Genomic DNA, 23,305 nt, shown 5'->3' on the forward strand with positions numbered 1-23,305 from the left:
TCGTTGAAGGAATGTCTGCCTTTATGAAAGGATCTCGAAGGAGATCGATTTCTGAATTATAAGAGGATGGGGGAATGGTTATGAACGCACTGGATACTGGGGTTCTCTTATGTTATTTTCTCGTATTGATCGTCGCAGGGATTTTGGGGGCGAAGCGGGCGAAAACCGCCGAAGATTTTGCGTTGGCAGGCCGAAATCTCGGACTATTTGTCTATCTTGGATGTCTGTCTGCTGTGATTTTGGGCGGCGCTTCAACGATTGGGACGGCGAAGTTAGGGTATCAATTTGGGATTTCGGGTATGTGGTTTGTTTTTATGATTGGCTTGGGCATTGCTGTGCTCGGTCTGTTTTTTACAAACCAAATTTACGGCGCCCATGTGACCACGATCAGCGAACTGCTTGGCCGCCGTTACAATCAGGAAACGCGTTTGATCAGCGCGTTGGTTGCCGCGATTTATACGCTGATGGTTTCGGTGACACAAGTCATTGGGATGGGCACAATCATTCATGCTGTTTTAGGTTGGAGCATGACCGTTTCGATGTTAGTCGGCGGGGGGATTGTGCTGTTTTACACGATTCTCGGGGGCATGTGGAGCGTTACGATGACGGACATCATTCAGTTTATCGTCATGACAGTCGGCATTTTCTTCGTAATGCTGCCAATGAGTTTGTCCCATGTCGGCGGATGGACATCGCTTTTGGAGCGATTGCCAGCGTCGCATTTTGATCTGACGTCCATGGGATGGGCAAATATTTTCCAATACTTCTTGCTCTATACGTTAGGAATGGTGGTATCACAAGATATTTGGCAACGGGTGTTTACGGCCAGAACACCGAACATTGCCCGAGGCGGCGCAATATATGCTGGTCTCTACAGCGTTGCTTATGCCGTAGCGTTAAGCGTCATTGGCATGTGCGGGGTGATTGTTTTTCCGAATATGAACGATCCGCAAAACGTATTTGCCAACATGTCATTAGAGATTTTGCCACACGGCTTGTTAGGGCTCATTTTGGCCAGCGTATGTTCTGCTCTCATGTCAACGGCCTCCGGAACATTGCTTGCCTCGTCTACTCTGTTATCGCATGATATTTTGAAGCAATATTGGCTCAAAAATATGAGCGATCGACAGTTTGTCCTTTTGTCCAGAATGATGACGCTAGCGGTTGGGATTGTCGCCATTATCTTTGCTATTTGGATTCAGGATGTGCTTGTCGCATTGGATGTAGCCTATGCCATTTTGTCAGGCGCCATTTTCGTACCAGTGGTTCTCGGTTTCTTTTGGAAGCGAGCAACAGCGAAAGCTGGTTTTTATTCCATCGTGATTAGTTCCGTCGTTGTGCTGGCTGGTTTAGCGGTGGAGGGGTTGAGTTCGACCAATCCGATTATGTATGGAATTGGGGTGAGTATCGTTTCTATTGTGGTTTTTTCTTACCTCTTTCCATCCTCCAATCTGAAAGAGGGGAATAAGATGATAGAGGATCAGCAACATGTCCTATAAACGGATCAGAAGAGAGGATTCTAGCAAATTTGTGGCGAAATAAAAAATGTATTGACACAGGCAATGTTTGGGTTGCGAATACTAGTTAGGGAAAGGATGAGAACATGGCGGAAAGAAAAAAACTATACATCAACGGCGAATGGCGGGAAGCCAAGTCGTACACGGAGCTGAAATCGCCATACTCACGCGAGACGATTGCCGAAATTCCGGCAGCGACAGAAGAAGTCGATGAAGCCATTGCCGCGGCATACGCCGCACGGCAAACGATGGCGGCCATGCCAGCGCATGAACGAGCCGCCATTTTAGAGCGGGTCGTCGAGCAGCTGAAAGAGCGTCAGGAAGAAGCGGCGAAGTTGATCGCACTCGAAGCAGCCAAACCGATCACCACGGCGAAAGGGGAAGTCGCCCGCACGATCCAAACGTACAAATTCGCCGCCGAAGAAGCCAAACGCATTCATGGGGAAACACTGCCGCTTGACGCCGCGCCGGGCGGGGAAAATCGCATCGCCTTGACGGTCCGTGAGCCGATCGGCGTCATTGGAGCGATCACGCCTTTTAACTTCCCGATGAACTTGGTCGCCCATAAACTTGGCCCGGCCATCGCCTCGGGCAACACGGCTGTATTGAAACCAGCGAGCCAAACGCCGCTGTCCGCCTACTTTATCGCCGAATTGTTCGAGAAAGCCGGTTTGCCGAAAGGGGCGCTCAACGTCGTCACCGGAAGCGGTCGCACGGTCGGCGACAAAATTGTCACCGACCCGCGCATCAGCATGATCACCTTCACCGGCAGCCCAGAAGTCGGCATCGCGATCCGCAATAAGGCGGGCTTAAAGCGGGTGACGCTCGAGCTCGGCTCCAACTCGGCCGTGATCGTCGACGAGCAGGTCGATATTGACCGCATCATCCCGCGCTGCGTGTTCGGCGCGTTCACGTTCCAAGGACAGGTGTGCATTTCACTCCAGCGCATTTACGTGCATGAGAATCGTTATGACGAGTTCGTCGAAAAATTTGTCGCCGCCGCGAAACAGTTGAAAACAGGCGACCCGTTGGATCCAACCACCGATGTATCCGCCTTGATTACGCCAAACGATGTCGACCGGGCGCTCTCTTGGATCGAAGAGGCAAAACAAGGCGGCGCAAACGTCGTCCTCGGCGGCGAGCGCGACGGCAATATCTTGCTTCCGACGGTCATTGTGGACGCCGAACCGACGATGAAAGTGTCTTGCCAAGAAGTGTTCGCCCCGATCGTCTTGATCAACCGCGTCCGTTCGATCGATGAAGCCATTGAACTGGTCAATGACTCACGCTACGGCTTGCAGGCGGGCATCTACACCGACAACGTCCATACCGCGTGGAAAGCGGCGAAACAACTGCACGTCGGCGGCGTGTTGATTAACGACATCCCAACGTTCCGCGTTGACCATATGCCGTACGGCGGCGTGAAAGAAAGCGGGTTCGGCCGCGAAGGGATTCGCTATGCGATCGAGGAAATGACGGAGTTGAAGTTGATTATTTTCAACGAGAATTAAGCGAGATGAGAAGAGATTGGAGTAAAGTTTGTTCCTAAAATTCTATAGGAAGAATGGTTGCGCAGCCTTGGAGAGAGTGGCACTCCAAGGCTGTGTGTTTAAGCGTGCTTTTCCAAAATATATCCCCAACGGTTCGAGGCGAGAACAGACAGGTGGTATTTATGCTCGAGCTGTTTGCTGAACCATGCTTTTTTCACGAGAAGCAGGCTTCGGCTTGTATGCAAGAACGTTTTCAGCCCTCCATGCCGAGGTTTGAGGTCATTCGCAAGCTCTGCTGTCAAGACCGCATTTTGCGGCCAGCGACCTTTCTCGTGCAACGGATGGTACATAAACAGTTCGTATCCATGAACAGGCCTTTGGGCGGTCTGCTGAAGCAATGCCAGTTCGAAATTTGGCTTGGGATGATGGATATAATGTTGAATATTCGTTTCGTAAAACGATGCGACGAACAACAGTCCGGCAAGCAGCAGCCCGCGTGCTCCCCACGTTCCTTTTCTCCATAATTGACTTGCGCAAATGCCAATCAACATGCAAAGCGGCGGATAGACAGGGAGGATGTACCATCTGATTTTCGTCTTCGCTATGGTAAACATGAGAAGCGGGACGCAAATCCAAAGCAAAATCCCGATCACATCTTCTTTCAATCGATGGTCTGTTCCTTCAAACGCTAAAAGACGAACGCCTTGCATGTAACTGATGACCATGATTCCGATCAGGAGCGCCAGCCACCAAAAGAAAAAATGAACAAGAATGATGCCGTAGTAGGTTTCATCGCCAATATGACCTTCAATGGGCCGAGTAGAGCGCAGCAACAAGTCATATCCGATCATTTGTTTAAAAAAACGGAATCCATCATAGTGATAGCGGGCAAAAGCCCAAGCGAGCACAGGAACAACGAAGGTGAGCGCTGCCCTCCACCATGCGCGCCAGCGTCCTGACTCCCACTGCCTAGTGATGAGAAAATATAAGACCATGATCAACAGAATGTTCCCCGCATGCCAACTTTTCGTTAAAAAAGCGAGTGAACAGGCAAGGCCCGCTGCATACAACCATCGCGTCTGCCGTCTGGCGGCCAGCAAAGAAAGGATGGATAACGTAAAGAAGAATACAAAGAGCGAATCCGCATCTCCTGTGCGAGCGCAATGGTTGAGAAGATATTGGGTGCTAGTAGACAAGGCAAGCAATGAGACGATCGCGGCCATGCTTCCAAACCGTTTTTTCACAAATAGCGCAATGGCAACGGCCGTGAGCATAGCGCAAATGCCAGACATCAGCCGCAAACCAAGCGCGTTCATCCCAACGAGTTTATAGCCAATCATGATCGCCCAGTAGCTAACAGGAGGCTTTAAATTCCAGTAATCAGGATGCCCAAGGTATGTGTTGACGATCAAGTTTCCATGTCTCAGCATTTCGTATGCATTGACGCCATGACGCGCTTCGTCCCAGCTTGAAATCGGGAATGTTCCTAGATGATAAAAGACGTTGTAGACCATCATCGAGAAGATCAACGCCGCCGCTAGATAAAACGAGATGTTTCGTACACTTGGATTTCTCATGCGATCCACTCCTTTATCGGCACGCTGTGCTTCGAAAAAAAAGCAACACCGACATAGAAGCTATTACAAGTAGATGAAGATGTCAAGCATGGATGTGTTGGAGAACATGATATTTTTGCCGCCAACAAGGAAAAAACCATCTTCATGGCGAATGAAAAGAAATGAATCATCATTCAGAGGAGGAAAGCCATGGAAACGGTTGTACTGACATTTGACCAAAACAAAGCGATATTGGAACTGAACCGCCCGCAGGCGTTAAATGCCATGGATGTGAAAATGCTAACGGAGCTCGTCGATGCGCTGCGGAAAATCAAGGAAAGTGACGCTTCCGTTGTCGTCATCCGCGGCAGAGGAAGAGGCTTTTCGGCTGGTGGCGACATTAAGACAATGCTGGCGGTTGATGACCCGAGCCAATTTCAAACCGTGATGAAAACGATTCAGGAGATGATCATGCTCTTGTATACGATGCCGAAAATCACCGTTTCGCTCATCCATGGCCCAGCGGCCGGCCTTGGGTTCAGCTTTGCCTTGGCGAGCGATTGCCTCATCGCCACGAAAGAAGCACGCTTGGCGATGAATTTCATCGGCATCGGTCTCGTCCCTGACGGCGGCGGGCATTTCTTCCTGGCCCAGCGGGTCGGCACGGCGAAAGCCAAACAGATCATTTGGGAAGGAAAACCGATGAGCGCGGACGAAGCGCAGCAGCTCGGGCTCGTTGATTTCGTTGTCGAGAACGAGGAGCAGGCCGAACAAGTCGTTGCTTCCTTGCAAACAAAACCGCTTCAAGCCATGATCGCCACGAAAATGTTGTACGTCGAACAAACAAAAGAAGATTTGCTTCGCGTGCTCGAACTCGAAACCGACGCCCAACAACGCATGCGGCAAACCGAAGACCACCGCGAAGGCGTCCGCGCCTTTTTAGAAAAGCGGAAGCCGGTGTTTCGGGGGAGGTAGGGAAGAGATTTTCTGATGCCTATGGTGAACTGATGACATAGAATCAGGTAGGGTATGATCGCTTATCGAAATGGTGTTTAGCAGAATAATCATCCGTTTCATGTTTTCTGCAAAGAAAAAATACAGAGTTTCGCAACGAAAAGTGCAGAGAATTACAACTTGACATGGAGCCTCTGGGGGCGTGATGAAAAAGCCAGGAAGCCAGCAATATCAAGGGCTGGCTATGCCTAAAAAGGCTATCACGCCCCCCTCTCCATGTAAAGTTGGCCTAAGCCAAATTCTCTGCAGATCTCTGCATTTTTATTTTGCAATAAACACGTTTCATCCAGCCTCTCTCATCAGGGTGTCCTATTCATTCCCTGAAGGGGAGAGTTTTTTTTGCGTAAACGATCCAAATGGGTGTCAAATTTATTTGAACTACTAGTTTGAATCATGGTACATTGTAGTATATTACATGTATTGATTCGTACAACTTCATAGAATGAATCGAAATTTGTAAGTATATATCGAAAGCCATGATAAAGACAGGGGATGGATAATGAGAATAAGGGCTTTAATTGTAGCGTATGCAGGATTGCTAGCGGTGTTTATCGCGTATGTTTATCATTATCAACATGATGTGTCTCGTATTCAGTCTGTTAATGAGGACACGTCACCGCTCTATGGCAAACCCGACGAAAAATACGTCATGGTCACCTTCCAATCAGGCATGGATTATTGGAAACGCTGTCTCAAAGGATTTGAAGACGCAGCGGAGGCGTTGAATGTTTCCGTAGAATATCGAGGGGCGACTCAATATGACGTCAATGAGCAAGTGACAGTGCTCGAACAAGTGATCGCGAGAAAACCAGCTGGGATTGCGGTTTCTGCCATTAATCCGACTGCGCTGACGAAGACAATCAATAAAGCAGTCGAGGAAGGGATTCCAATTGTATTATTTGACTCGAACGCTTCGGGAAGCAAGGCGTTTTCATTTCTAGGGACGAATAATTATAGCGCTGGAGTGACGGCGGCTCACGAAATGGCTAAACTGCTGAAGAATGAGGGGAAAGTCGCGATCATTACTTCCCCTCATCAACTCAATCATCAAGAGAGGACGAGAGGATTTGTGGAGACGATCTATCAAAAATATCCGCGAATGCAAGTGGTGGCCGTAAAGAATGGAAAAGGGGACGCTATGGCCTCAAAACAGGCGGCAATGGAGATTTTAAAGGATTACCCGGATGTGCAAGGGATCTTTGCAACAGAAGCGAACGGGGGAGTTGGCATGGCGGAAGCAGTCAAAGAGCTAAATAAGAAAGAGATTAAGCTCATTAGTTTCGATACAGAAAAACAAACGTTAGATTTAGTGAAGGGGGGCGTTATTGCTGCGACGTTAGCACAAGGAACATGGAATATGGGGTACTGGTCGTTGCAGTTTTTATTTCATCTCCATCATCATCTTACCTCACCATCACGATCAGGGGATTCACCGCTGCCGACGTATGTTGATACAGGAATTACGGTCGTTACGCGGGAAAATGTGGATCATTTTTATGCCAAATGACTACATAGAGAAACGAGTGATTGATGTTGCGAATGATGAAGCGTTGGCGGGTTAGCCATTGGCCGATACGATACAAGTTTGTTTCGTTGTTACTCATCTCTATGATTGTGCCTGCACTCTGTTTAGGAAGCTTGGTAGGGTGGACGGTTGATCGAATTATCGAACGACAAGTAAATGAAAATACATTGCAATTGATTAGCCAAGTCAATCAGACATTAGAGTTTTATGCCAATAATATGCAAAACGCAACGTATCTGATTGCCTTTAATCCACAAATGAAAGCGTTTTTGGATCGTAGAGCGCCTCGCAATGATTATGAAATGCGTCAATTTTTGCAAGGAATCACTACGTTGTATCCCGAGATTGCGGGGATTTTAGTTGTTAACGAATATGGCGACTATATAAGTAATGAAATGTACAGCCGTTCTTCCGAGCCATTGACAAAGGAATCGTGGTATCGTGAGGCTGTGAAAAATAAAGGGATTTTTAAAATGCTCGGTCATCCTATCGGACGAAATGTTATTTCTCATGCCCATTATACAAGTGCAGAAGTCGTATCTGCAGTTCGAGCCATTGTGGATCCCGAGACACAAAAAGTGAAAGGGGTTGTACTGGTTGATTTAAAGTTGAGAGTGATTGCGGAAGCTACTAAAAATATCCGTCTTGGAAAATGGGGATATTTATTGGTGATGGATGAGCAGGGGAAAAGCATCTATACTCCGAGCCGTTCTACAGTGACAGCTGTCCCATTGCGCTGGATCAAAGGAAATAGCGGTGCATTTTCCAAGAACATCAATGGACAACATGTTCAGTTTATTTACCAGCGCTCTCCATTTACGAATTGGACAACAATCGGGGTGTTCCCCAGCGATGAATCGGCATTAGAAGTGAAAGAGATCCATTTTTATATTGTCAGTTTTATTTTTTTCGTCTGTTTTATTGCAATTGGTGCTTCCTATTACCTGTCGTTTTCATTATCTCGTCCGATCAGCCAGTTGACGGCGTTTATGAAAAAAGCGCAAGCAGGCGATTTAACGGTTCGTTATCATGGTGAGCGTATGGATGAAATCGGGATGTTGGGTCGAAGTTTCAACCACATGTTGGATCAAATGCAGCGTTTTATTTCTTTGGCCGAATGGCAGGAGCGGCAGCGATGGGAGGCAGAGTTGCGGGGGTTGCAAGCACAAATTAAACCGCACTTCCTTTACAATACATTAGATACCATTCAATGGATGGCGCGCAAAAAAGGGGCTGATGATGTTGCAGAATTGGTCGGCACACTGGCAAAGCTGTTCCGCATCGGATTAAGCAAGGGGAAGGATATGATTCTTTTGGCTGAGGAAGTAGAGCATATTAAAAGTTATTTACGTATCCAGGAAGTTCGCTATAAAGATAAGTTAGACTATACATTTGACATTCCGGAATATCTGCAACAATTTTATGTGTTAAAGTTGCTGTTGCAGCCGATTGTGGAGAACGCGATTTATCACGGCATTAAACAGCGGAAAGGACCAGGACATATTTGGATTCAAGCGCGAGAACATAAAGGAGTAATGTATATTCGTGTAAAAGATGATGGCGTCGGAATGTCCCGGGAGCGGCTGGAAGAATTGAGGAAAAGTTTAGACATTGATTTTACATCAGGAGACCAGGAAGGCAGAATGCGAATGGTGAAAGGATATGGAATGGTGAACGTACAAGCTCGCTTACAATTAACATTTGGCCCGTCCTACCGGTTGCATATCGATAGTGAGGAAGGAAAAGGAACAACCGTGACGATTGTGCATCCAATCATCACCCATCTTCCTTAGGAGGGATGGATTCATGTGGAAGGTGCTGATTGCAGATGACGAAGCGATCATTCGTGAAGGGATTCGGGAGTCGATCGATTGGAATGAATTTAACATGGAAGTTGTTGCAGAAGCAGAAGATGGGGAAGAGGCGTTGGAATTAGCTTTACGGCATCGAGTGGATGTATTGTTTGTCGATTTAAGCATGCCGATTATGGACGGGCTTACGCTGATGAAATATGCGCGGGAGAAGTTGCCAAATTGCCATATGATTGTGATTACTGGCTATGATGAGTTTTCGTATGCGCAGGAGGCAATTCGCCTTCAAGTGGATGATTATTTATTAAAGCCAACCGATCCGCAACGATTGCGCGAAGTAGTCGCAAAAGTGAAAGAGAAGCTCGAACAAGAGCAAAAGGAAAAACAATATATGGAACTGTTAACGAACCAAGTACAAAAGCATATTCACGTGCTTCGCCAGCAATTCGGGATGGAATGGGTGGCAGGGCGACTGACGGAGGAGGATATCATGAGACAACTGTCATTGCTTGGACTTTCACGGTCTTGTCCTGCGCAAGTCGTGGTGATTCAATGGTTTTTATTTAAAAATCAGCCCATTGTGAGCGATCGGGATCGGCAGTTGCTTTTATTTGCCATCGAAAAGGCCGTCTCTGAATTATTGGGGGATGGTGAAAAAATTGTTTTTCGTGATTCAAACGAGTTTATTGTTGTGATCAGCTGGAAACCGATCAGTGAAGAACAGCGTAGGCAGATGGAAACGGCACTGAAACAACATTTGCACATTAGAGCCAGTGTATATCTAGAAACGGTGGAAGGAGGAATGGTCGGGGTGGCGACAGCATATGAAAAATGCAAAGAGCAAATGGTGGAAGAAAGCCGCCTTTCTCCGATTGTCCGTCGCGCTAGGCAGCATATACAGAAACATTTTAGCCAATCGGATTTGACGCTTGAGTCCGTTGCTGAGTTTCTCAATGTCTCTCCGGTTTATTTAAGTCGAATGATCAAGCAAGAGCTCGGTATTTCGTTCATCCATTTGTTGACGAAAATCCGGATGGAGAAGGCGGCGGAATTGCTTTTGTCTACCGAACTGCCGATCCATGAAATTGCAGAACGTGTCGGTTATGATACGCAACATTATTTCAGCACCGCTTTTAAAAAAGCGATGGGTGTATCACCGAATCAATATCGAAGAACGCGCATGATCAGTGAATATACAGATTGAGAGCAAGCATTTACAGAACGGTCTTTTTTGGTAAAGATCGTTCTGTTTTTTTGAAAACGCTTCAACAAAGTTAAATTTTTATAAAAACGGTTAATGGATTGAAAAGACGAACAATTCGTTCGATGATATAGTAAAGCTAGAAATTAAATATACGTACAAATTTAAAGGGGGAACGAAAATGAAAAGGCTTTTATATGTGCTGACATTATTGGTATTTGTATTATCTTTGTCTGCTTGTGGGGGACTTGGAGCAAGCGGCGGAAAAGATGCAGGGTTTGTTGGCATTTCCATGCCGACGAAATCATCCGAGCGCTGGATCCATGACGGGCAAAATATGGTGAAAGAGTTCAAAAAACTCGGTTATAAAACGGATTTGCAATATGCTGAGGACGTAGTCGAAAACCAGGTATCGCAAATTGAAAACATGATCACCAAAGGGGTTAACGTGCTAGTGATTGCCCCGATTGACGCGGAAGCGTTGACGGACGTGTTGGAAAAAGCGCATAAACAAGGGATTAAGATCATTTCGTACGACCGTTTGATTAAAAACAGCAAGTATGTCGACTATTATGCAACGTTTGATAATTTTAAAGTTGGTGTGCTGCAAGGGCAGTACATTGAACAGAAGCTCGGATTGAAAGAAGGAAAAGGACCGTTCAACATTGAGTTGTTTGCTGGTTCTCCAGATGACAATAACGCCTATTTCTTCTTTGATGGAGCGATGTCCGTATTAAAGCCGTACATCGATTCCGGAAAATTAGTAGTGAGAAGTGGCCAAACGAAGTTTGATCAAGTAGCGACATTGCGCTGGGATGGAGCGACGGCTCAAGCGCGCATGGACAACTTGTTGAGTGCGCATTATACAAACGCACGTGTGGATGCGGTTTTGTCCCCGTATGATGGCATTAGCATCGGCATTATTTCTTCCTTAAAAGGGGTCGGTTACGGAACTCCAAGCAAGCCGATGCCGGTGATTACTGGGCAAGATGCGGAATTGGCTTCGGTGAAATCGATTATCGCAGGGGAACAAACGCAAACAGTATTTAAAGACACAAGGGAATTGGCGAAAAAAGCGGTTGAGATGGCGGATGCGGTGTTGAAAGGGAAAAAGCCGGAAGTGAACGATACGAAAACATATAATAACGGGGTCAAAGTTGTCCCAGCGTACTTGTTGGAACCGGTTTCGGTTGATAAATCCAATTATGAAAAAGTATTGATTGACAGCGGTTATTATAAAAAAGAAGATTTAGAAAAATAGGCTCGAGGGAAGGACACGGATATAAGGGAAACCCCTTATATCCGTACTCTCGTCCAAGGAGGCGGAAAGTGATGTCTGAATTCATTTTAGAGATGAGGGGGATTACGAAACAGTTCCCGGGAGTCAAAGCACTTGATAATGTCAATTTTAAGGTGCGTGAAGGCGAAATTCATGCACTTTGCGGGGAAAACGGGGCGGGAAAGTCAACGTTGATGAAAGTATTAAGCGGTGTTTATCCATATGGGACGTATGAAGGGGAAATTGTATTTAAGGGTGAAGTATGCAAGTTTAAGGACATTAAACAGAGCGAACAATTAGGGATTGTCATCATCCACCAAGAGTTGGCCTTGATTCCCTATCTATCCATTGCCGAAAATATTTTTTTAGGAAATGAACGGGCGAAAAGAGGCATCATTAACTGGAATGAAACGATCGCTCAAACAAAAAAGCTGTTGCAGAAAGTCGGATTAGAGGAGTCGCCGCATACACTGGTCGGCCAACTTGGCGTCGGCAAGCAGCAACTTGTAGAAATTGCGAAGGCGTTGGCGAAAGATGTGAAATTGCTTATTTTGGATGAGCCGACCGCAGCGTTGAATGAGGATGACAGCGAAAATTTGCTGAATTTGCTTTTGGAATTGAAAAAACAAGGGTTATCGGCCATTATTATTTCCCATAAATTAAATGAAATTACGAAAGTCGCTGATTCGATCACGATTTTACGGGATGGAAAAACCATTGAAACGTTGGATATGAAACATGATGAGGTGACCGAAGACCGGATTATCCGTGGAATGGTCGGACGCGATTTAACGAATCGCTATCCTTCAAGAACACCAAAGATAGGCGAAATCATATTCGAGGTCAGGAATTGGACAGTATATCACCCTATTTATTCCGAACGCAAAGTGCTTGATAATATCAATCTAGCGATTCGCAGTGGAGAAATTGTCGGGATCGCAGGCCTCATGGGGGCGGGACGAACCGAATTGGCCATGAGCATCTTTGGTCGGTCATACGGAAAGAAAATTAGCGGAGAGATATGGAAAAACGGAGTCAAAATCGATGTCAGCGATGTCAGCAAGGCCATTGCCAACGGGATTGCCTATGTAACAGAAGATCGAAAAGGAAATGGCCTCATCCTAATGGAAGACATTCGGAAAAATATTACACTTTCCCGCTTAAGGAAAATCTCAAATCATTTTGTGGTCGATGAAAATCAAGAAATTGTTGAATCGGAGCGATTCCGTGACCAATTCAAAATTAAAACGCCAAGCGTATTTCAAAAAGTAGAAGCCCTTAGTGGCGGGAATCAGCAAAAAGTGGTGTTAAGCAAATGGATTTTCGCTGAGCCAGATATTTTGATTCTCGATGAACCAACACGGGGGATTGACGTCGGCGCGAAATATGAAATTTACACGATCATTCAGCAGCTAGCCGATTCAGGGAAAGGTATTTTAATGATTTCGTCCGAACTCCCAGAAATTCTTGGCATGTGCGATCGGATTTATGTCATGAGTGAAGGAAGAATTACAGGAGAGGTGCCGAGAGAGGAAGCAACGCAAGAAAAATTGATGAGACTCATGACCAAAACAGCGATTCAGGAGGGAGCGTAAGATGGAAGCACCAATGCAAAAAGCAATGCGCCATTCCTCAGACCCATCTGTAGAAAGTCAACAGTTATCGTTAAGGCAGATGATGAAAAACAATATAAGAAGCTATAGTATGGTCATTGCTCTTGTTCTGATCATGCTCTTGTTTCAAGTGTTGACAGGAGGCATTTTGTTGCGGCCATTAAATATTACAAACTTGATTTTGCAAAACAGCTATATTTTAGTGTTGGCTGTTGGCATGATGCTTGTTATTATCACTGGACATATTGATTTGTCCGTCGGATCGGTGGCAGCTTTTGTCGGGGCATTGGCTGGCATTCTGATGGTTCAGCACCATGCATCAGTATGGTTGACGGTGCTCATTTGTTTATTGCTCGGTGCCTTGATTGGCGCATGGCAAGGATTTTGGGTAGCGTACGTAAAAATTCCATCATTCATTGTTACATTAGCAGGGATGTTGCTGTTCCGAGGATTAACGATGGTCATTTTGGAAGGACAGTCGATCGCCCCGTTTCCGAAAACATTCCAAAATATGAGTTCTGGGTTTCTCCCTGACGTATTTCATGGAGGAGAGATCCATCTGTTCACCATTGTGATCGGCTTCGCCGCTTCTCTCTTATTTGTTGTACTGGAATGGAGAAAACGAAACAGCCAGAAAAAATATGGGTTTGCGGTCACCCCTGCGGCGATGTTTGCCTTGAAGCTGGCTGTGATTGCCGCTGTGATCATGATTTTCACTTATATTTTAGCGACGTATGAAGGAATTCCGACGATTCTAGTGATTTTGGCTGCGTTGATCATGGCTTATTCCTTTGTGGCGAATCGGACGGTCGTCGGCCGCCATATTTATGCGATTGGTGGTAATGAGAAGGCTGCACAATTGTCCGGGATTAAAACGAAACGTGTCACGTTTTGGGTGTTTGTCAACATGGGCGTGCTGGCCGCTTTGTCCGGATTGATTTTTGCCGCTCGCCTCAATGCTGCGACGCCGAAAGCGGGGAACTTGTTTGAACTCGATGCCATTGCGGCGTGCTTTATTGGAGGCGCATCCGCTTATGGAGGAATCGGCACGATTAGCGGAGCGATTATTGGCGGTCTAGTCATGGGTGTCATGAACAACGGGATGTCCTTGTTGGGGCTCGGTATTGACTGGCAACAGGCCATTAAAGGGCTTGTATTGCTTATTGCTGTCGCTTTTGATATTTACAACAAAAATAAAGCTGCTTAATGCGAAAGCGAAGGGCCAAGCGCATTGCTTGGCTTTTTTGTCAAATGGTCAAAAAATGGACACAGGGCTTTTATGCTCGAAAAGAGTTCGATCGGTTCATATGATCCGTATGCCGAGTCGCATTTCAAGTGGTTTTGGAGGTTGAAGCGTTTTCTCCCACTGTTCTCTTTCGCTTGAAAAAGGGCGTGTGCAGGCGCCTCATATATTTTCCGCCGTCTGCTCTTAGCGCAATGATACGGACAAATAAAAACTGCTATAATAAAATTAATTTGTATCTCATTATTTTATCGTTGAGGTGGACTATGAAGGAGAAAACGCTGCCGAAATATCTGCAATTAAAACAAGAAATTTTATCTTGGATCATTTCCGGACAAATGAAGCCGGATGAGAAAATTCCGACCGAGCATGAGATCGCCAACCAGTTTCAACTAAGCCGACATACCGTTCGGCAAGCGCTGGGAGAACTCGAGAAGGAGGGATGGCTGTACAAAATCCAAGGGAGCGGCACATTTGTGTCCCGACCGAAGCCGAAAGAACAGGTGGATACGAAAACGATCGGAATCGTAACGACCTATATTTCCGATTATATTTTTCCCCATATCGTCCGAGGAGCGGAGGACACGCTGCGGGAAAAAGGATACCGTCTTTTGCTTGCCAGCACGAATAACGATAAACAGAGAGAGAAAGAGCAGCTTGAGGAGATGATCCGGGAGCCGTTGAGCGGACTGATCATCGAGCCGACTAAAAGCGCGCAAGGGAATCCGAACCTTGGCTATTACTTGTCGCTCAACAACCTTCACATCCCGTATGTCATGATTAACGCCCGTTATTTGGAAGTGAGCTGTCCATGCGTGAAAATGGACGATGAGCAGGGAGGATTTTTATTGACTGATCATCTCATTCGTTTAGGGCATCGCCGAATTGCCGGTTTCTTTAAAACTGACGATTTGCAAGGGGTGGATCGTTTGCGCGGCTTTATTCGCGCCCATCAGCAACACGAGGTGCCTGTGGCCACGGAGTATCTTCTTTCCTACGCAACAGAGGAGAAATGGACAAAGCCGCTTGAGGTGGCGCGGGAGTTTTTGCAGCGGCCGAAAGAGGAGCGCCCGACAGCCTTTGTGTGCTACAACGATGAGCTGGCGATTTTGCTTCTTGAAGTCATTCGCCAACAAGGGCTGTCAGTTCCCGATGATCTTTCGATTGTAGGGTTTGATGACTCGACGTTTGCGACAGCGACGGAGGTGAAATTGACGACGATTCGCCATCCGAAAACAGAAATGGGCGTTCAAGCGGCTGAGATGCTCATTCAAATGATCGAACAACGATCAGTCGATAAAATTGGCGATATCATTTATCGACCAGAGCTAATTGTACGTAACTCAACAAAGGAAATTTAAAAAATGTACGAGGCATCAAAAAAGTTATAGAAAAATTGTACGTACAATAATATAATGGAGGTGAGGAGTTTTTTTATAGAGGGAGTGGAGGCTGATGCTTGAGGAATTGAAACGAGCCGTATTAGAGGCCAACCTGCAGCTCCCGCAATACCGCCTCGTGACGTTTACGTGGGGAAATGTGAGCGGGATTGATCGGGAGCGCGGGTTGGTTGTCATTAAGCCAAGCGGGGTGGCGTATGACAAGTTGACCATTGATGATATGGTGGTCGTGGATTTAACTGGAAATGTGATGGAAGGGGACTTAAAACCGTCGTCGGACACCCCTACCCATCTTTGGTTGTATAAGCAATTTCCGGGGATCGGAGGAATTGTTCATACCCATTCGACTTGGGCGACTGTTTGGGCGCAGGCCGGAAAAGGAATTCCGGCATTAGGAACGACACACGCAGACTATTTCTATGGGGAAATTCCGTGCACCCGTCCAATGACCAATGAAGAAATTCAAGGAGCCTATGAACTAGAGACTGGAAAGGTCATTACGGAAACGTTCCGCTTTCTCGACCCGTTGCAAATGCCAGGTGTTTTGGTGCACGGCCATGGCCCGTTTGCTTGGGGCAAAGATCCAGCGAACGCCGTTCATAATGCCGTTGTCTTGGAAGAAGTGGCGAAAATGGCGGCAAGAACGTACATGCTCAATCCAAATGCAAAGCCGATCAGCCAAACGTTGCTTGATCGCCACTATTTGCGCAAGCATGGCGCAAACGCTTACTATGGGCAGTAAAGGGAGGGAGACCGAGATGGGGAAAAAGTATGTCATTGGCATTGACTATGGCACCGAATCGGGACGAGCCGTTCTCGTTGATCTAGAAGGAAACGAAATTGCGGACCATGTCACTCCGTACCCCCACGGAGTTATTGATGAAGTATTGCCAGAATCGAACGTACAACTCGAGCCAGACTGGGCGCTGCAACACCCGGCTGATTATATTGAAGTATTGGCGACCGCTGTCCCGACGGTATTGCAAAAGTCAGGGGTCAACCCAGCCGATGTGATCGGGGTCGGCATTGATTTTACTTCATGCACGATGCTGCCGGTCGATGCTTCTGGCGAGCCGCTTTGTCTAAAGCCAGAATTCAGGAACCGTCCGCACAGTTGGGTGAAATTGTGGAAGCACCATGCCGCTCAAGATGAGGCGAACTTGCTCAATGAAATTGCGGCCAAACGAGGCGAAGCATTTTTGCCGAGATACGGCGGAAAAATTTCATCCGAATGGATGATTGCGAAAATTTGGCAGATTCTAAACGAAGATCCGGAGATTTACGAACAAACTGATCTTTTCCTCGAGGCGACTGATTGGGTCATTTTCAAAATGACCGGCAATATCGTCCGGAATAGCTGTGCGGCGGGCTATAAGTCCATTTGGCATAAACAGGACGGCTATCCAAGCAAGGAGTTTTTTCGGTCGCTTGATCCGCGGCTGGAACACTTAACAGAAACGAAACTGCGCGGCCCGATCGTTCCGCTTGGTACGAGAGCAGGCGTGCTGACGAACGAAATGGCCGCTATGATGGGCCTCCTTCCGGGAACAGCTGTCGCCGTCGGAAATGTCGATGCCCATGCGGCCGTACCAGGCGTCGGAGTCGTCGAGCCAGGCAAACTGGTGATGGCGATGGGAACCTCGATTTGCCATATGCTGCTGGGCACAGAAGAAAAATACGTCGAAGGCATGTGCGGCGTTGTGGAAGACGGCATCATTCCCGGATATTTCGGTTACGAAGCCGGCCAGTCGGCGGTGGGGGACATTTTTGCTTGGTATGTCGAACAAGGCGTTCCGGCTTATGTGAAAGAAGCGGCAGAAAAAGAAGGAGTCAGCGTTCATGAGTGGCTGGAAAAACGAGCTGCTGCCTACCGACCGGGAGAAACTGGTTTGCTTGCGTTGGACTGGTGGAACGGCAACCGCTCCGTGTTGGTCGATACCGATTTAACAGGGCTCATCATTGGCTATACGTTGCTAACGAAACCAGAAGAGATTTACCGTGCGCTGCTTGAAGCAACGGCCTTTGGCACGCGCAAAATTATTGATGCGTTTGTTGAAAACGGTGTCAACGTTGACGAGTTGTACGCATGCGGCGGATTGCCGCAAAAAAATAAGCTGCTCATGCAAATTTATGCCGATGTGACCAACCGCGAGATCAAAATCGCGGCGTCGAAGCAAACCCCGGCAGTGGGGGCTGCCATGTTCGCGGCGGTCGCGGCCGGCAAAGAGAACGGCGGTTATGAATCAATCGTTGAGGCGGCGCGAAACATGGGAAAAGTGCGTGAAGAGACGTTCAAACCGATTCCGGAGAATGTCGCGATGTACGAGCAGTTGTACCAAGAATATACGAAGTTGCATGACTACTTCGGCCGTGGGGAAAACGATGTCATGAAACGGCTCAAGCATTGGAAAGAAACCGCACGAGCGGCGAAAGAATCTATGACTTTATCGTGAACGGGGAGGAGCAATGATGCTGTCATTACGTCCTTATGAATTTTGGTTTGTAACGGGAAGCCAGCACTTGTACGGAGAAGAAGCATTAAAGCAAGTTGAAGAGCATTCAATGATGATTGTCAATGAGCTGAATCAAGATTCAGTGTTCCCGTTCCCACTTGTTTTCAAATCAGTTGTCACAACGCCAGAGGAAATTCGGCGCGTTTGCCTTGAGGCGAATGCGAGCGAACAATGCGCTGGGGTCATCACTTGGATGCATACATTCTCGCCAGCGAAGATGTGGATTGGCGGCCTTTTGGAGCTGCGAAAACCGTTATTGCATCTTCACACCCAATTTAACCGTGATATTCCGTGGGACAGCATCGACATGGACTTTATGAACTTAAACCAATCGGCTCACGGCGATCGGGAATACGGATTTATCGGCGCGAGAATGGGCGTGGCCCGGAAAGTGATCGTCGGGCATTGGGAAGACCCGAGTGTTCGCGAGCGGCTGGCGAAATGGATGCGGACGGCCGTCGCCTTTGCGGAAAGCCGCAACCTAAAAGTGGCTCGTTTTGGCGACAACATGCGTGAAGTGGCTGTGACGGAAGGGGACAAAGTCGGAGCGCAAATTCAATTCGGCTGGTCGGTCAACGGCTATGGCATCGGGGATTTGGTGCAATACATCCGCGATGTTTCTGAACAAAAAGTGAACGAGTTGCTCGATGAATACGAGGAGCTGTACGACATTGTACCCGCCGGCCGCCAAGAAGGGCCCGTTCGCGAATCAATTCGTGAACAGGCGCGGATTGAACTCGGGCTGAAAGCCTTTTTGCAGGATGGGAACTTTACCGCTTTCACGACGACGTTCGAGGACTTGCATGGGATGAAGCAGCTCCCGGGACTTGCCGTTCAGCGACTCATGGCGGAAGGATACGGTTTTGGAGGCGAGGGAGACTGGAAAACGGCTGCGCTTGTCCGGCTAATGAAAGTGATGGCTGATGGAAAAGGGACGTCATTTATGGAAGATTACACGTACCACCTTGAGCCGGGTAATGAAATGATTCTTGGCGCCCACATGTTGGAAGTATGCCCGACTATTGCAGCGACCCGGCCGCGAATCGAAGTCCATCCGCTTTCCATCGGTGGAAAAGAAGATCCGGCCCGTCTTGTGTTTGACGGCGGCGAGGGTGCGGCGGTCAACGCGTCATTGATCGACTTAGGGCACCGTTTCCGACTCATCGTCAATGAAGTCGATGCGGTGAAACCGGAACACGACATGCCGAAATTACCAGTCGCCCGCATTTTATGGAAGCCTCGCCCGTCGCTCCGCGACTCCGCTGAAGCATGGATTTTAGCTGGCGGCGCCCACCATACGTGCTTCTCATTTGCGGTTACAACAGAACAGCTGCAAGACTTTGCGGAAATGGCAGGGATTGAATGTGTCGTGATCAATGAACATACGTCCGTCTCCTCATTCAAGAACGAACTAAGATGGAATGAAGTATTCTGGCGGGGACGGTAAGGTGAAGCCAGCGTGCAAATCCATACGGCACAACACCAAGGACATGGGCTGGAAGGAGGGCTCATGTCCTTCGTTTTTATCATACATAAAAGTTGGCCATTAACAGAAGAGAGGTAATTTCGAATGTGTAAGCAAAGTCATCAACGTAACGGAAGTTATATGGACAACTTTCGGTATCAATTTTAAGGTGGATAAAAATTATTTCTTGATTTTTTTAAATTTTGTATTGAAAAAAATATATACAATGGTACAATGAAGTTAAAAGTTATACGTACAATATAAAACGGTATTAGGATAAAACATACTATTTGTAAGGTCAAATTGTTTTCAGATCCTTATAAAAAGGATTTGAAATAAACAAAGGGGGAGAGGTGGTTAGTTTTAAAAGCGTTTTCAACGATAGTAGCAACATGGCGTAAACAGTAGTTGACCCGCGCTTGAAATCAGGGGGGGAGGTAAACCGATGAAAAAGAGGTCTTTATTGCTACTAGTCTTATTTATGGCTGTATCAACGTTTTTAGCTGGTTGTTCAGGTGACTCAAGCAATTCTGGTCAATCGAGCAAAGGCGCAAATGGTGCCACTAAACTGACATTATGGACATTTGGAGAGCAACATGCAAAGTTTTTCGAGTTTATGGCTGATGAGTGGAATAAAACACACCCTGACAAAAAGATTCAGCTAGAAACTACCACTTATCCGTATGATGACATGCATAACAAACTGCTTTTATCTTTGCAATCCGGAGTAGGAGCGCCGGACATTGTAGATATTGAGATTTCTCGTTTCTCCAACTATTTAAAAGGAAAACCGCAGTTAGTAGAGTTAAATGACATTATAGACCCCGTAAAAGACAAAGCTATTCAATCAAGATTCGATATCTACTCTAAAGATGGAAAGTACTATGGAATTGATTTTCACGTCGGTGCGACCGTCATTTACTATAATAAAGAATTATTGGATAAAGCAGGGGTAAACCCCGACGAAATCGTTACATGGGATGATTTTAGAGAGGCAGGTAAGAAGGTAGTTAGCGCTACAGGAAAGCCGATGATGACAATTGAAACAGACGGTCCATGGACTTACTGGCCCCTAGTTGTACAACAAGGATCTGATTTTTACGATAAGGACGGAAAGGTAATTTTAGATAACGATATCAACATAAAAACATTAACATTTTTGAAACAACTGTTAGATGAAAAAATTGCTATAGCTGCTCCGGGTGGGAACCATCATGCAGAAGAATATTATGGGTTTATGAATAAAGGCGGGGCTGCATCTGTTGTGATGCCGATGTGGTACATGGTGCGGTTTACCGACTACATGCCAGATTTAAAAGGGAAAATAATCATTAAACCGATGCCAAAATGGACGGCAGATGGAAAGCGGTCAGCAGGCATGGGCGGCACTGGAACCGCTATCACTAACCAATGTAAGAATGTAGAGCTGGCGAAGGAGTTTTTAGCGTTTGCTAAATTATCTAAGGAAGCTAACATCCAAATTTGGAAACAACTTGGATTTGATCCGATTCGTTGGGATGTTTGGAGTGATCCTGCGCTGAAAGAGCCGAATAAATATACAGAATACTTTGGTGATTATATTTTCGATGTTCTTATGAGTGTGAAAGACGAAATCAATTCGCCGACAGTGACTGAAAACACTCCAAAAATGAATGAGTTAGTGGTCCAAACGGTTTTGTACAAGGTTTTAAAAGAAAAGAGCATGTCCCCAGAGCAAGCTCTGAAAAAAGTGGCAGATGAAATGAGAAAACAATAAACAGGAGTAGCTTGAATGATAGAGGGGAGATTTGATTGATGCCGTGGCACGACGTCTCCCCTCACCACTCTATGTTTTTTGGCTCGGGGATGATACAACCAACGATTAAATCAGGAGGGGTATCGCGGTGGAAAATAAACCAGGCTGCTCAATGCAAACAGTACCCCGGAAACGAACAGGAAACGGGATTATTTTTTCTCAAAAGGCTGCTCCGTATATTTTTGTATCACCGTTTATCCTGTCCTTTTTACTATTTTTCCTTTATCCTTCCATTTCGACGATCATAATGAGTTTTCAAGAAGTATTACCTGGAGAAACAAAATTTATTGGGGTAGAAAATTACAAAAAATTACTCAATCCGCATTTTTATGCAGCCTTGCGTAATACAACAATTTACACTATTTGGACACTAATTATTCTGATCCCGCTTCCTTTAGTGCTAGCGGTCATCTTGAATTCTAAGGCTATACCGGGACGTAATTTTTTTCGCTCTGCCTATTTTATACCGGCTTTAACTTCTACCATCGTAGTTGGTGTAGTGTTCCGCTTAATCTTCGGGGAGTTGGAATCAGCTCCTGCGAATACGCTCTTGAAATGGCTAGGGCTGCCAGCCCAGCAGTGGACAATGCATTGGGGAACGGGAATGTTTTTAATGGTATTTTTAGCGTCTTGGAAGTGGCTAGGGGTGAATATTTTGTATTTTCTCTCGGGGTTGCAAAATATCCCGAAGGAACTTTATGAGTCGGCAGAAATGGACGGAGCTGGGGCATTTAGGAAGTTTTTTTATATTACACTTCCACTTTTAAAGCCAGTGGTAATTTATGTGTTAACGATTAGTATTTTTGGCGGTTTTAGAATGTACGAGGAGAGTTTTGTGTTTTGGCAAAATCAGTCTCCTGGTGATATTGGACTTACTTTAGTAGGTTATATTTACCAAGAAGGCTTTATGAACAATGATATGGGATTCGGTTCTGCTGTCGGGATTGTGCTGCTAATCATCGTATTTGTTATTAATATTATTCAGTTGAAGGTTACCGGAGCCTTCAGGAAGGAGGGATAGAGAATGACAGAGACAGCAAAAATTCACCCAGTTGCAAAGGCGGTAGTCGTATTAATGTTGTCGCTTTTTGCTGTTGTCGCACTCTTCCCGTTTTTTGCGTTATTACTGGCATCCTTTAAGCCGTCTACGGAGCTGCTTAGATATGGGTTAAATTTAAAATTACAGGCACATTTGTTGTCATTCAAGAACTACATTTACCTCTTCCAAGAAGGGGCAAAATATCTGACTTGGTATAAAAATAGTTTGATTATTACTGCTGTCGGAACTGTGTTATCTTTACTATTTTCCTCTATGGTTGGGTATGCGTTGGCAGTATACAATTTCAAGGGCAGAAATGTAATTTTTATTCTTGTTTTGACTGTCATGATGATTCCGACTGAAATTTTGATGTTACCTTTATACAAGTTGATGGTGTCCTTCAAAATGATTAACACATACTGGGGAGTTATTGTTCCTACCATGGTAGCCCCTATCGCTATTTTCTTTTTTAGACAATACGCGTTAGGTTTGCCAAAGGAATTGCTTGATGCAGCTAGAATAGATGGGTGTTCGGAATTTAGAATTTTTTTCAGCATTATGGTTCCGTTGATGAAGCCCGCGTTTGGAGCGATGGCTATTTTACAGGCAATGGGTTACTGGAATAGCTTTCTATGGCCAACAATTATTCTGCGAACGGAGGATATGTTCACCTTGCCAATCGGTTTATCTGGGTTGTTAACTCCTTATGGCAATAACTATGATATTTTAATTGCGGGGTCTCTGTTAACGATTCTTCCGATTATTATATTATTCATATTCTTCCAACGCTACTTTGTTTCTGGTTTAACGGTCGGTGGAGTAAAAGGTTAATAACAATAAACGT

17 protein-coding genes are annotated in these 23,305 nt (G+C 46.1%); 16 read left to right on the top strand and 1 reads right to left on the bottom strand.

Annotation, left to right across the window (positions count from 1 at the left end):
- The first annotated feature begins 80 nt into the window (after window positions 1-80).
- Window positions 81-1,499 carry a sodium:solute symporter gene (locus GC56T3_RS08500; RefSeq protein WP_013523930.1) on the top strand — a complete coding sequence of 473 codons (1,419 nt, stop codon included), beginning with the start codon at window positions 81-83 and terminating at the stop codon, window positions 1,497-1,499.
- A gap of 104 nt (window positions 1,500-1,603) precedes the next feature.
- Entirely contained in the window at window positions 1,604-3,028 is a 1,425-nt protein-coding gene (locus GC56T3_RS08505) for an aldehyde dehydrogenase family protein (protein WP_013145155.1), read from the top strand.
- 98 nt (window positions 3,029-3,126) lie between these two features.
- Here GC56T3_RS08505 and GC56T3_RS08510 read toward each other — a convergent pair whose 3' ends face one another.
- Window positions 3,127-4,584: a glycosyltransferase family 39 protein gene (locus tag GC56T3_RS08510; RefSeq protein WP_013145156.1), complete on the bottom strand. Its 1,458-nt coding sequence runs from the start codon at window positions 4,582-4,584 to the stop codon at window positions 3,127-3,129.
- Window positions 4,585-4,773: 189 nt separating this feature from the next.
- Here GC56T3_RS08510 and GC56T3_RS08515 point away from each other — a divergent pair, with 189 nt between their 5' ends.
- The 14 genes from GC56T3_RS08515 (at window position 4,774) to GC56T3_RS08580 (ending at window position 23,292) form a co-directional block, all read left to right on the top strand.
- Window positions 4,774-5,538: an enoyl-CoA hydratase gene (locus tag GC56T3_RS08515; protein WP_013145157.1), complete on the top strand. Its 765-nt coding sequence runs from the start codon at window positions 4,774-4,776 to the stop codon at window positions 5,536-5,538.
- 538 nt (window positions 5,539-6,076) lie between these two features.
- A complete protein-coding gene (locus tag GC56T3_RS08520; protein WP_013145158.1) occupies window positions 6,077-7,084 on the top strand; it encodes a substrate-binding domain-containing protein in 1,008 nt (335 codons plus the stop codon).
- Window positions 7,085-7,107: 23 nt separating this feature from the next.
- Window positions 7,108-8,895, top strand: coding sequence for a sensor histidine kinase (locus GC56T3_RS08525; protein ID WP_013145159.1), 1,788 nt, complete (start codon window positions 7,108-7,110; stop codon window positions 8,893-8,895).
- 13 nt (window positions 8,896-8,908) lie between these two features.
- Window positions 8,909-10,117 carry a response regulator gene (locus tag GC56T3_RS08530; protein ID WP_013145160.1) on the top strand — a complete coding sequence of 403 codons (1,209 nt, stop codon included), beginning with the start codon at window positions 8,909-8,911 and terminating at the stop codon, window positions 10,115-10,117.
- A gap of 178 nt (window positions 10,118-10,295) precedes the next feature.
- Complete coding sequence (chvE, locus tag GC56T3_RS08535; protein WP_013145161.1) at window positions 10,296-11,375, top strand: multiple monosaccharide ABC transporter substrate-binding protein; 1,080 nt, start codon at window positions 10,296-10,298, stop codon at window positions 11,373-11,375.
- 71 nt (window positions 11,376-11,446) lie between these two features.
- Window positions 11,447-12,988, top strand: a complete 1,542-nt coding sequence (gene mmsA, locus GC56T3_RS08540; RefSeq protein WP_013145162.1) for a multiple monosaccharide ABC transporter ATP-binding protein — start codon at window positions 11,447-11,449, stop codon at window positions 12,986-12,988.
- A 1-nt stretch (window position 12,989) separates the two neighbouring features.
- Window positions 12,990-14,213, top strand: coding sequence for a multiple monosaccharide ABC transporter permease (mmsB, locus tag GC56T3_RS08545; protein ID WP_013145163.1), 1,224 nt, complete (start codon window positions 12,990-12,992; stop codon window positions 14,211-14,213).
- Window positions 14,214-14,515: 302 nt separating this feature from the next.
- Window positions 14,516-15,610 (top strand): GntR family transcriptional regulator, encoded by a 1,095-nt coding sequence (locus tag GC56T3_RS08550; RefSeq protein ID WP_013145164.1) that lies wholly within the window; start codon window positions 14,516-14,518, stop codon window positions 15,608-15,610.
- Between the two features lie 94 nt (window positions 15,611-15,704).
- Window positions 15,705-16,391 (top strand): L-ribulose-5-phosphate 4-epimerase, encoded by a 687-nt coding sequence (gene araD, locus GC56T3_RS08555; RefSeq protein ID WP_013145165.1) that lies wholly within the window; start codon window positions 15,705-15,707, stop codon window positions 16,389-16,391.
- 16 nt (window positions 16,392-16,407) lie between these two features.
- The gene (locus GC56T3_RS08560; RefSeq protein WP_013145166.1) at window positions 16,408-18,102 is read left to right on the top strand and encodes a ribulokinase; all 1,695 of its coding nucleotides are present in this window, start codon (window positions 16,408-16,410) and stop codon (window positions 18,100-18,102) included.
- A 16-nt stretch (window positions 18,103-18,118) separates the two neighbouring features.
- On the top strand, window positions 18,119-19,609 hold the full coding sequence (gene araA, locus GC56T3_RS08565; protein WP_013145167.1) for an L-arabinose isomerase: 1,491 nt from the start codon (window positions 18,119-18,121) through the stop codon (window positions 19,607-19,609).
- A gap of 463 nt (window positions 19,610-20,072) precedes the next feature.
- Window positions 20,073-21,383, top strand: coding sequence for an ABC transporter substrate-binding protein (locus GC56T3_RS08570; RefSeq protein WP_013145168.1), 1,311 nt, complete (start codon window positions 20,073-20,075; stop codon window positions 21,381-21,383).
- Window positions 21,384-21,534: 151 nt separating this feature from the next.
- Complete coding sequence (locus GC56T3_RS08575; protein WP_031212609.1) at window positions 21,535-22,443, top strand: carbohydrate ABC transporter permease; 909 nt, start codon at window positions 21,535-21,537, stop codon at window positions 22,441-22,443.
- A 3-nt stretch (window positions 22,444-22,446) separates the two neighbouring features.
- A complete protein-coding gene (locus GC56T3_RS08580) occupies window positions 22,447-23,292 on the top strand; it encodes a carbohydrate ABC transporter permease (RefSeq protein WP_013145170.1) in 846 nt (281 codons plus the stop codon).
- Window positions 23,293-23,305: the final 13 nt, after the last annotated feature.

It is taken from the genome of Geobacillus sp. C56-T3, from assembly GCF_000092445.1.
Taxonomy (GTDB): Bacteria; Bacillota; Bacilli; order Bacillales; family Anoxybacillaceae; genus Geobacillus; species Geobacillus thermoleovorans.

Coding starts and splice junctions, on each gene's coding strand:
- GC56T3_RS08500 (WP_013523930.1), top strand. CDS start 81: ATGAACGCACTGGATACTGGGGTTCTCTTATGTTATTTTCTCGTATTG.
- GC56T3_RS08505 (WP_013145155.1), top strand. CDS start 1,604: ATGGCGGAAAGAAAAAAACTATACATCAACGGCGAATGGCGGGAAGCC.
- GC56T3_RS08510 (WP_013145156.1), bottom strand. CDS start 4,584: ATGAGAAATCCAAGTGTACGAAACATCTCGTTTTATCTAGCGGCGGCG.
- GC56T3_RS08515 (WP_013145157.1), top strand. CDS start 4,774: ATGGAAACGGTTGTACTGACATTTGACCAAAACAAAGCGATATTGGAA.
- GC56T3_RS08520 (WP_013145158.1), top strand. CDS start 6,077: ATGAGAATAAGGGCTTTAATTGTAGCGTATGCAGGATTGCTAGCGGTG.
- GC56T3_RS08525 (WP_013145159.1), top strand. CDS start 7,108: ATGTTGCGAATGATGAAGCGTTGGCGGGTTAGCCATTGGCCGATACGA.
- GC56T3_RS08530 (WP_013145160.1), top strand. CDS start 8,909: ATGTGGAAGGTGCTGATTGCAGATGACGAAGCGATCATTCGTGAAGGG.
- chvE (WP_013145161.1), top strand. CDS start 10,296: ATGAAAAGGCTTTTATATGTGCTGACATTATTGGTATTTGTATTATCT.
- mmsA (WP_013145162.1), top strand. CDS start 11,447: ATGTCTGAATTCATTTTAGAGATGAGGGGGATTACGAAACAGTTCCCG.
- mmsB (WP_013145163.1), top strand. CDS start 12,990: ATGGAAGCACCAATGCAAAAAGCAATGCGCCATTCCTCAGACCCATCT.
- GC56T3_RS08550 (WP_013145164.1), top strand. CDS start 14,516: ATGAAGGAGAAAACGCTGCCGAAATATCTGCAATTAAAACAAGAAATT.
- araD (WP_013145165.1), top strand. CDS start 15,705: ATGCTTGAGGAATTGAAACGAGCCGTATTAGAGGCCAACCTGCAGCTC.
- GC56T3_RS08560 (WP_013145166.1), top strand. CDS start 16,408: ATGGGGAAAAAGTATGTCATTGGCATTGACTATGGCACCGAATCGGGA.
- araA (WP_013145167.1), top strand. CDS start 18,119: ATGCTGTCATTACGTCCTTATGAATTTTGGTTTGTAACGGGAAGCCAG.
- GC56T3_RS08570 (WP_013145168.1), top strand. CDS start 20,073: ATGAAAAAGAGGTCTTTATTGCTACTAGTCTTATTTATGGCTGTATCA.
- GC56T3_RS08575 (WP_031212609.1), top strand. CDS start 21,535: ATGCAAACAGTACCCCGGAAACGAACAGGAAACGGGATTATTTTTTCT.
- GC56T3_RS08580 (WP_013145170.1), top strand. CDS start 22,447: ATGACAGAGACAGCAAAAATTCACCCAGTTGCAAAGGCGGTAGTCGTA.